Source organism: Paenibacillus radicis (ex Xue et al. 2023) (genome assembly GCF_024722015.1).
Classification (GTDB): Bacteria; Bacillota; Bacilli; order Paenibacillales; family NBRC-103111; genus Paenibacillus_S.
In genome coordinates this window covers 82,521-90,800 of sequence record NZ_JANQBD010000034.1, presented here as the reverse complement: position 1 = coordinate 90,800, position 8,280 = coordinate 82,521, and the positions used below count along the sequence as shown (strand labels likewise).

Genomic DNA, 8,280 nt, shown 5'->3' with positions numbered 1-8,280 from the left:
CCACACATTTCCGTTTATTTGTCAAGTCCTATTTTTCATCTTCAGGCAAAAAAAGAGCGGGCTATCTTTTCGATAACCAGCTCTTTTTTGATTTTTAGCCCTATGCCTTAACTTAATGACATTGCCCGGAGGGCGGGCACTTTTTTTCAAAGCGTCCACCCTCCGGGGCACAGTTCCACAATACAGAAATCATCTTCTTCAAAATGCCTGGATTGAAAAATGTCCTTTACAATGAGTGCACCATGTTGCAAGGAGACAGCGGCTTCTCATTTTAATACTTAGGATAGTGGTACTCTCCACGGTAGTTCGATGCGTTATAAAGGGGATACTTGCTTGGTACGGCAACAGGGCTATGCGTTGCAGCACGGTCCTGAGTGTAAATGTACATGCGCTGCGAGTCCCACAGCATAATCTCATCACGCCCGTCACCAGTCAGATCAAGTACCTCCGCGCACAGGTCGGGATGGCCATCCTCTGGGAATATAACAACTCGCCTGCCATGACCATCAATAAGTCCTCCATGCTGCGTGTTTCCATTCAGCAAAACAAGATCATTGCCGTCACCTGTCCAATTTACCGGAGTAATGACGTTACCATTGCAGGTGGGTTCGAATTGATGGAGAAGTCGTCCTTCACCATCGAAGAAGTAGACAATGCCCTGTTCTCCCCAGAACGTGCTGACGCACAACTCCAAGCCTTCTAATTCCGGACGATAATTGCCTACACTTACACGCTGGGCATGGCCGATCATATGCTTGTGAACCAAGTTCCCCTGTAAATCGGCGATCATAAAGCCTTCTTCTCCCGATGCGATGGCAATGAGCGGCTCTTTGCGGGTCGGGTCCCAATGTCCGATCAAGATTTCATCGGTATGATCAGTTTCCACAGGTAAGGTAAATATTAGTTTGCCATCGTGGTCGACCAGATGGTAACCAACAAACATCTCATCCTTGCCATCACCGTTCACATCAGCCGTATAAGGGAAATGACCGGTTATGCCTTCATGGAATGACCAGAGTGGCTCCAGTTCGTTGGTATAAGCCCAGACACGGCTATAACGGTCTTTAATAACAATATCCGTAGGTGTTTGCTTGCCCGAGAAATTAGCAATCCGAATCATATCCACATTAATCCGGTCAAAGGCGTACTCGTTGAACGGTACACTGAACAGCTCTCCGGTAGACTCGGAGGAAAGCGGTGTCGGAATTGAACGCTTAACCTCCCCAGTCCGTCCGTCCAGAATTTGTAGACGGAAATTGCGTGCAACAATCACCTCGTCGAAGCCGTCACCGTCGATGTCGCATACCTGGAAAGGCAAATCTGCCGATAGTAACAAGTGGTCAGTCAACGTGCTTGGCTCTCCAAGCTGCCAGAGGACTTCACCTTCTAGTGTAATTGCAGTTAGGCAGCTAATATGTGCATAGGCATCCTTATGCCCCCGCTTCTGATGCTGAGCGAGTACTAGCTGAAGCTCATTCCCACCCTTTAGATGACCAAAACGAATCTGGCGAGCGGTTCCGAAGTTCTTGAAATCAATCGTTTTCCATAAGCGCGGCTGCGGGTATTCACTACGTAATTGTGCCAGCTCCAAAGAAGTGACATTAACTGCAGTCATCCAGTCCGCATGCTGCTGCTCGGTCATCGTTATGACAATGTCGCTATATTGGGCAGGCATCCGTGATGACAGCCCAATCTTCCCATTCTCATAGCTTGCATCCTCGACAAGCAGCAATACCTTGCCATTTACGCTTGCAGTGAGTTCAGCGCCGTTGCAAGCGACCTTTAGTCTATAACACGTATCACTATTATAAGCGAACGGAATCGAAGCCAACTCAGTAATATGCTGTTGATCTCGCTTCAGTAGTATAAGCCTGCCCCCTTCAAAGCCTAGAAAGTAGTAACGTCTGCCATGCTGGTAGCGGAATAGAATGCCCACGTGAGAACCCGTCGATAACGGCCTTACTGTTGCTTCCATCGTGTAATCACTCCAGCTTTCATCCCCCTTTACAAGTAGTGGCCAATGAGCTGTAATTGCCGCCTGAGGCCTAGTCTGCTCCATATACTTGATGCCTGCATCCTCTGTCACAATCCATGTAGGCCCGAGCCATCCATAATAAACAACAGGATCATACCACCCACCCTTATTCCCTTCCGAGAGGTAATAATGGTATTCACCGATAGCAGAATGTTTCGGGTCAAAAGGAAATGGTCCGATCGAGAATTGGTTGAAACGGTCATGCAATACAGTAATCATATCCAGTCGCCTCCAATTTAATAAGTACCTGACGGTATAAGGTTTGCAGCCGTTCCGTGAATAAGTATAGAGGAGAATATGCCTTCTCATGGTAATTCTGGTAAGTAAATTCCCTTTCCTTCATATTCGGATCGGACGCTGCTTTCATACAGGGAGGTGACGAGAATGAATAAGGACCGAATAAAAACAGAGCTGTCTTTGTTACGTTGAATAGATTGGAGCTTATGCAAGTCGGAGCCTCCCTTTTCCAAATGATGTCATTATAACACAGACTGTAAGGCTTACTCTGCCATTCTACACACTTTGCAATAACTATTCATCTTTCTGAAAATTATCCATGGAACAATCATAAAAAATGTACATACCCGAAGAAAGTAAACATATGCTGTCCCTGCGCTTCACTCCTATAAGGAGAGCAAACCTGAACACCAAAACTTACAGCCGAGAGGGAGACCAAAGATGAAAGCATCTGGACAAGCAACCGCCACGGCGATCAGAAAAACCTATCGCCTAATGCAGCTCTTGCAGAAACGTCCAGTCTCACGGTTCGAACCGCTTCCATCTTCCTTCGTTCTTACGATGCTCAGAACATGCAGGGAAGATGCCACCGTCTAACTCTGCAAAATACTTTTCAAAAATAAATAGGCAACAACCCAAGAAGCGAATTAACTGCTTCTCAAGTTGTTGCCTTGTTTACTGCGAATATCTAATAATCTTTCTTCTATTGAGCAATGTCCAAAAAATTACTACGCAAGGTTTCCAAGAGTATGCGGTCGGCGGGATTTGAACCCGCACGTCCATGGGACACCACCCCCTCAAGATGGCGTGTCTGCCGTTCCACCACGACCGCGTAATATGAATTCAAAGCAATTGCTTGCCGGTTTACCATTCGAGGAAAATGGTGACCCGTAGGGGACTCGAACCCCTGTTACCTCCGTGAAAGGGAGGTGTCTTAACCACTTGACCAACGGGCCTTATTTGCTTAAATCTATCTTGTCTCTTTTTGACGACAAGTGTTATTATAGCGGAATGCCTGTTGAATGACAAGCTTTTTCTTACATTCGGGATGCTCGCGCTTCGATCGCGAGACTTCGCGGCTGGCATAGCCGCTTCGACGCCCCCTCTTCTCGGGTTCGAACCCTTCTCTTGGCTCCGTACACAGCAAAAAACCGCCTTTCGGCGGTTCATTGCTTACCTATACGGAGAGAGAGGGATGCTCGCTCTTCGATCGCGAGACTTCGCGGCTGGCACAGCCGCTTCGACGCCCCCTCTTCTCGGGTTCGAACCTCTCTCCTTAAACGCAGAAAAACCGCCTTCACAGGCGGTTCTTCTTCTACGGAGAGAGAGGGATTCGAACCCTCGCACCACTTACGCAGTCTAACCCCTTAGCAGAGGGTCCCCTTATAGCCACTTGGGTATCTCTCCAAAAAGAAATGGCTCCCCGAACAGGACTCGAACCTGTGACAACTCGATTAACAGTCGAGTGCTCTACCAACTGAGCTATCAGGGAAAGACAATTTTTAATTTATCATGAATGCTCCTTCAAGTCAAGCTTCAGAAGCTTCAATTTACCCCGACAATTTCCACAAGCATATTTTCTTGGATCCATCTTTCTTTTTCGCAAATATTCGGTCGGACAGCTTGTACATACCAGCTTGTATCGATATGGCTCTCGGCGCTTGGCTGTCGGGAGTGATTTGCAGAACCGTGTGCCCCCAACCTGCTGCAGCAGCGACTTGAATTCCGCATCCCGATGCTGGTAACCTCGCTTCAGTATGTGTAGATGATAATGGCACAATTCATGCTTGATGATTTTTTCCACATCGTCTGCACCAAACTGTTCATACTGCTGCCAGCTGATTTCAATATCATGCGACTTGGTGAAATATCTGCCTCCGGTTGAAGTAAGCCTGCGATTGAACCGGGCCTGGTGCACAAAAGGGCGCCCGAATGATGTTATTGAAACTCGTTCCACCCACTCCTGCAATTGCTCGTCCTTCATGATCTTGCCACCTCGGTCTGTTTCATAATCTCACTTGAATTGTAACCGCATCATAGGCTACACTGTCAAGTAGGTATTATTTCTATCGGAATTTCTATAAACCCAAGCAAACGCCCGAGAGGAGCCTCACCCATGTCCAAAATGAGATATGCTGTTCTACAGCTTAACGACCACGTTGAATTTGTTGAGCTGCCTGCAACACATACGTACCAACTAACCGCCTTAAACAAACGTTTGCATAAGGAACTCGACAAATTAACAGCATCCAATGTACCTTCTCTACCCAAAGTTATCGCGGAATGCGATGAACTGGATATTGTTACTGAAGAGCACAAGCTGCACCACGGTCTGGAATACATTAATGAATTGGAAAAAACCTTTTCCTCCATCAAGGAGGAAGCCTATCCGTTAGTATCCCTTCTAACTGAAATTCGTGCGCTGCAAGCTCAATTGGAGCAATGGTACGAGGACGAAGAAGAACTGGCTAATTAGGACCTGCACCCATAAGCCCACCCGACCATATCCTATACTATGATAACGGTTTAAAGCCCCCTGTTTGAGCAGCATGAGAAGGGCCTTTAAGCACGCATACTAGGTTAGCGGGAAGGGGCTGTTACGTTTGCCACAATGGTTATGCAATCAACTAATGCGCGCATTCTACAACAAAAACCACAGACAAGTAAGGCTGTTGAACGACTGTTGGTTTTTCTACCGGACGCGGCGGAGCGATGCGGAGGAATCTTCGTCCTCTCAACTCCATTAGCATAGGACTCCTTTATAAGAAAAGCTTCTGATCGAAGCCCTTTCGAGGAAGATACATTCGTGTCTTAGCGGTGGCTTTTCTTGCCATATCAGACTTCTTCAGCTCCGCTGAAGAAGTCTGATATTATGAAAAAAACAGAGCAGCAGACTGGAAGGTAACCCTCCTATCTCTTGCTCTGTTTTTTTGTGTACGTGTATTCAACAAGCTTAAGACGGGTTTTTCATCGTCAAGCTGACACGGCCTTTTTTCAAATCAACGCTCAACACCCATACGGTCACCGTATCGCCAACAGACACGACATCTTTAGGGTGTTTGACGAATGTATTACTCAATTGAGAAATGTGGACGAGACCATCGTTCTTAATCCCAATATCAACGAACGCCCCGAAATCAATAACATTACGAACCGTTCCCTGAAGCTCCATACCCGCTTTCAAATCTTCAAGCTGCAGCACATCGGTGCGGAATATCGGCGCTGGCAGCTCATCCCGCGGATCGCGTCCAGGACGTTGGAGGCTGTCCAGAATGTCTCGCAGCGTAGGCACCCCTACGCCCAGCTTGGTCGCCAGCTCTGCGGCTTCTACCTGCTGCAGCATCTCCTTGAGCTGCTGGGTGCCCACTTGTGTAAGCTCGAGCTTCAGCTCGCGAAACAGAGTATCCACCGCGGCGTACGATTCCGGATGAATCGGCGTGCTGTCGAGCGGATTTTTCCCATCACTAATCCGCAGAAAGCCCGCACATTGCTCATAAGCCTTCGCTCCGAGCCTAGGTACCTTTTGAAGCTGCGCACGGCTTGTAAACTTGCCATTTTCCTCGCGGTACTTCACAATATTTTTGGCCAATGTACTGTTGATACCTGAAACATAGGATAGCAGCGATGGAGAAGCGGTATTAACATCTACTCCTACATGGTTAACCGCCGACTCTACAACGAAGGTCAAGCTCTCATCCAGCCGCTTTTGCGTTACATCATGCTGATATTGTCCTACGCCGATAGCCTTCGGTTCTATCTTAACCAGCTCAGCCAGCGGGTCCTGAAGACGTCTCGCTATTGAAATCGCACTGCGTTCAGCCACGTCCAGGTCCGGGAACTCCCCTGCTGCCAGCTTCGAGGCGGAATATACGCTCGCTCCGGCTTCGTTAACGATCAAGTATTGCAGGCTGCGATCCTTGATCTCACTTATAAGCTCAGCCACGAATTGCTCCGTTTCCCTCGATGCCGTACCGTTACCGATTACGATCAGCTCAACTCCATAGGTTTCAATCAGCTTGCGAAACTTGGCTTTTGCTTCCGTTACTTTATTGTTAGGCGGAGTCGGGTACGTTACGGCGATTTCCAGCATTTTGCCCGTATCATCAACAACCGCCAGCTTGCAGCCTGTCCGAAACGCAGGATCGACGCCCAGCACTACCTTGCCTTTTACCGGCGCTTGCAGCAAGAGGTTACGCAAATTTTCGGCAAACACCTCAATCGCTTTTTCCTCAGCCATTTCCGTCATTTCATTACGTACCTCACGTTCAATTGACGGGGCCAGCAGACGCTTGTATGCATCTTCAATGACGGCGGTCAACGTATCTTTTACGACGGAAGGACCTTTCACCAGCTGACGCCCCATATACTCATGAATGCGGTCGGTCTGAACGTCCATAGCCACCTTCAACACATCCTCGCGCTCTCCGCGATTGATTGCCAGAATACGATGGGGCGGCAGCTTGCGAACCGGCTCCTGATAGCTGTAATACATTTCGTATACGGACTCCTGCTCTGCATTCTTCGCCTCAGTCCGGATCATTCCTTGATCATATGTATATTTACGCACCCATGCCCGCACTTTAGCATCATCGGCGATTTGTTCCGCTATTATGTCCATAGCCCCCTGTACAGCTTCCGCCGCGGTAGCTACACCCTTGTCTTCGCTCACATAGTTCGCAGCCTCCACCAGTAAATCTCCTTGACGAGGTTGAGATAAAATCCACTGGGCCAACGGCTCGAGTCCTTTTTCCTTGGCGACGCTGGCACGTGTTTTACGTTTTTGACGATAAGGCCGGTACAGATCCTCCAGCTCTTGAAGCTTGACCGACTGCTCAATAGATACCCTCAGCTCATCCGTCAGCTTGCCTTGCTCATCAATAAGCCGAATAACCTCCAGCTTCCGAGACTCCAGGTTACGCAAATACGTTAAACGCTCCTCGATATCTCTCAGCTGATTTTCGTCCAGCTCCCCGGTCATTTCCTTACGGTAACGTGCGATAAAAGGAATGGTATTACCTTCATCCAGCAGTCCAACTGTCGTGCGCACCTTGCCTATGGCCAGCTGCAGCTCTGCGGCAATTTGCTTTTGAATCCTCTCCTGAATCGCCGCCTTCATTTCGTCAGTTATCTCTACCTTGTCTTTTGTTTCTTCCAACTGCAACACTTCTTCCTTCGACATCGTCATATAGGGTAGACCTCCTCTATAGTAGGAAAACATGGTTTTTTCGACAATCTGAAGCAAAAAAAAGAGAAGCCCCTCACGCGGCCCCTCGCTTCAATCCATAAAATGCATTAAAACTCAATCAGTCCCACGCTAATTTGCAATGCATCATCTACTTTACGCATCGTCTCTTCATCTAGGTGAGTAATTTTATCTGTGAGACGCTGCTTATCAATCGTGCGAATTTGCTCAAGCAAAATGACAGAATCCCGGTCAAAACCATGCGCCTCCGCATCAATTTCTACGTGCGTAGGCAGCTTTGCCTTTTGAATCTGTGCTGTAATAGCCGCAACGATGACCGTCGGACTGAAACGATTGCCAATATCATTTTGAATAATCAGAACAGGCCTGATGCCTCCCTGCTCCGATCCAACGACAGGTGATAGATCCGCAAAAAAAACATCGCCACGTTTGACAATCACAGTTACACCCCGCTAACTAAACGATCCAGAGTGTTATCTGCTTCTTCCTCCGCCTGAAATGCCTCCGAGGCCATGTTTAAATTGATCTTTGCCATTTCCATGTAACCCCGCTGCATCGATTCCCTCAGGTGACGTTTCTTTCGTTCCACCAAATAAAGCTTCATCGCCTGGCGAATAAATTCACTGCGATTGGAGTTTTCCTTTTCCACGATACCATCTACTTCTTGCAATAAATAATCCGGTAAGCTAATCATTATTCGTTTCGTGTTATGTGCGTTGGACACCAAGCATGCACCCCCAAAAACATACAAACCTTATTACCATTATGGCGAATATACAGCAAAATTATACAAAATGAGTATATG

Annotated in this window: 7 protein-coding genes and 4 tRNA genes; 2 read left to right on the top strand and 9 right to left on the bottom strand. The window is 47.8% G+C overall.

Features of this window, described 5'->3' with window-relative positions; genetic code table 11:
* Positions 1 to 271 precede the first annotated feature (271 nt).
* The 6 genes from NV381_RS32930 to NV381_RS32905 form a co-directional block, all read right to left on the bottom strand.
* On the bottom strand, positions 272 to 2,254 hold the full coding sequence (locus tag NV381_RS32930; protein ID WP_258217544.1) for a hypothetical protein: 1,983 nt from the start codon (positions 2,252 to 2,254) through the stop codon (positions 272 to 274).
* A gap of 768 nt (positions 2,255 to 3,022) precedes the next feature.
* Positions 3,023 to 3,104: transfer RNA gene (locus tag NV381_RS32925), tRNA-Leu, on the bottom strand.
* 49 nt (positions 3,105 to 3,153) lie between these two features.
* Positions 3,154 to 3,228, bottom strand: a tRNA-Glu gene (locus NV381_RS32920).
* A gap of 362 nt (positions 3,229 to 3,590) precedes the next feature.
* Positions 3,591 to 3,679 (bottom strand) — tRNA-Ser (locus NV381_RS32915).
* 9 nt (positions 3,680 to 3,688) lie between these two features.
* Positions 3,689 to 3,764 (bottom strand) — tRNA-Asn (locus NV381_RS32910).
* Between the two features lie 18 nt (positions 3,765 to 3,782).
* Positions 3,783 to 4,256 (bottom strand): SprT family protein, encoded by a 474-nt coding sequence (locus tag NV381_RS32905; protein ID WP_258217543.1) that lies wholly within the window; start codon positions 4,254 to 4,256, stop codon positions 3,783 to 3,785.
* Positions 4,257 to 4,388: 132 nt separating this feature from the next.
* Here NV381_RS32905 and NV381_RS32900 point away from each other — a divergent pair, with 132 nt between their 5' ends.
* The gene (locus NV381_RS32900; RefSeq protein ID WP_258217542.1) at positions 4,389 to 4,748 is read left to right on the top strand and encodes a hydrolase/acyltransferase; all 360 of its coding nucleotides are present in this window, start codon (positions 4,389 to 4,391) and stop codon (positions 4,746 to 4,748) included.
* A gap of 154 nt (positions 4,749 to 4,902) precedes the next feature.
* Positions 4,903 to 5,019, top strand: coding sequence for a cortex morphogenetic protein CmpA (cmpA, locus tag NV381_RS32895; protein ID WP_308862390.1), 117 nt, complete (start codon positions 4,903 to 4,905; stop codon positions 5,017 to 5,019).
* A 206-nt stretch (positions 5,020 to 5,225) separates the two neighbouring features.
* Here cmpA and NV381_RS32890 read toward each other — a convergent pair whose 3' ends face one another.
* The 3 genes from NV381_RS32890 to NV381_RS32880 all read right to left on the bottom strand — a co-directional run bounded on the left by NV381_RS32890 (position 5,226) and on the right by NV381_RS32880 (position 8,199).
* Positions 5,226 to 7,388, bottom strand: coding sequence for a Tex family protein (locus NV381_RS32890; protein WP_258217549.1), 2,163 nt, complete (start codon positions 7,386 to 7,388; stop codon positions 5,226 to 5,228).
* 176 nt (positions 7,389 to 7,564) lie between these two features.
* Positions 7,565 to 7,915 carry a type II toxin-antitoxin system PemK/MazF family toxin gene (locus tag NV381_RS32885; protein ID WP_014649298.1) on the bottom strand — a complete coding sequence of 117 codons (351 nt, stop codon included), beginning with the start codon at positions 7,913 to 7,915 and terminating at the stop codon, positions 7,565 to 7,567.
* Between the two features lie 2 nt (positions 7,916 to 7,917).
* Positions 7,918 to 8,199: a CopG family ribbon-helix-helix protein gene (locus NV381_RS32880; protein WP_076235529.1), complete on the bottom strand. Its 282-nt coding sequence runs from the start codon at positions 8,197 to 8,199 to the stop codon at positions 7,918 to 7,920.
* Positions 8,200 to 8,280 lie beyond the last annotated feature (81 nt).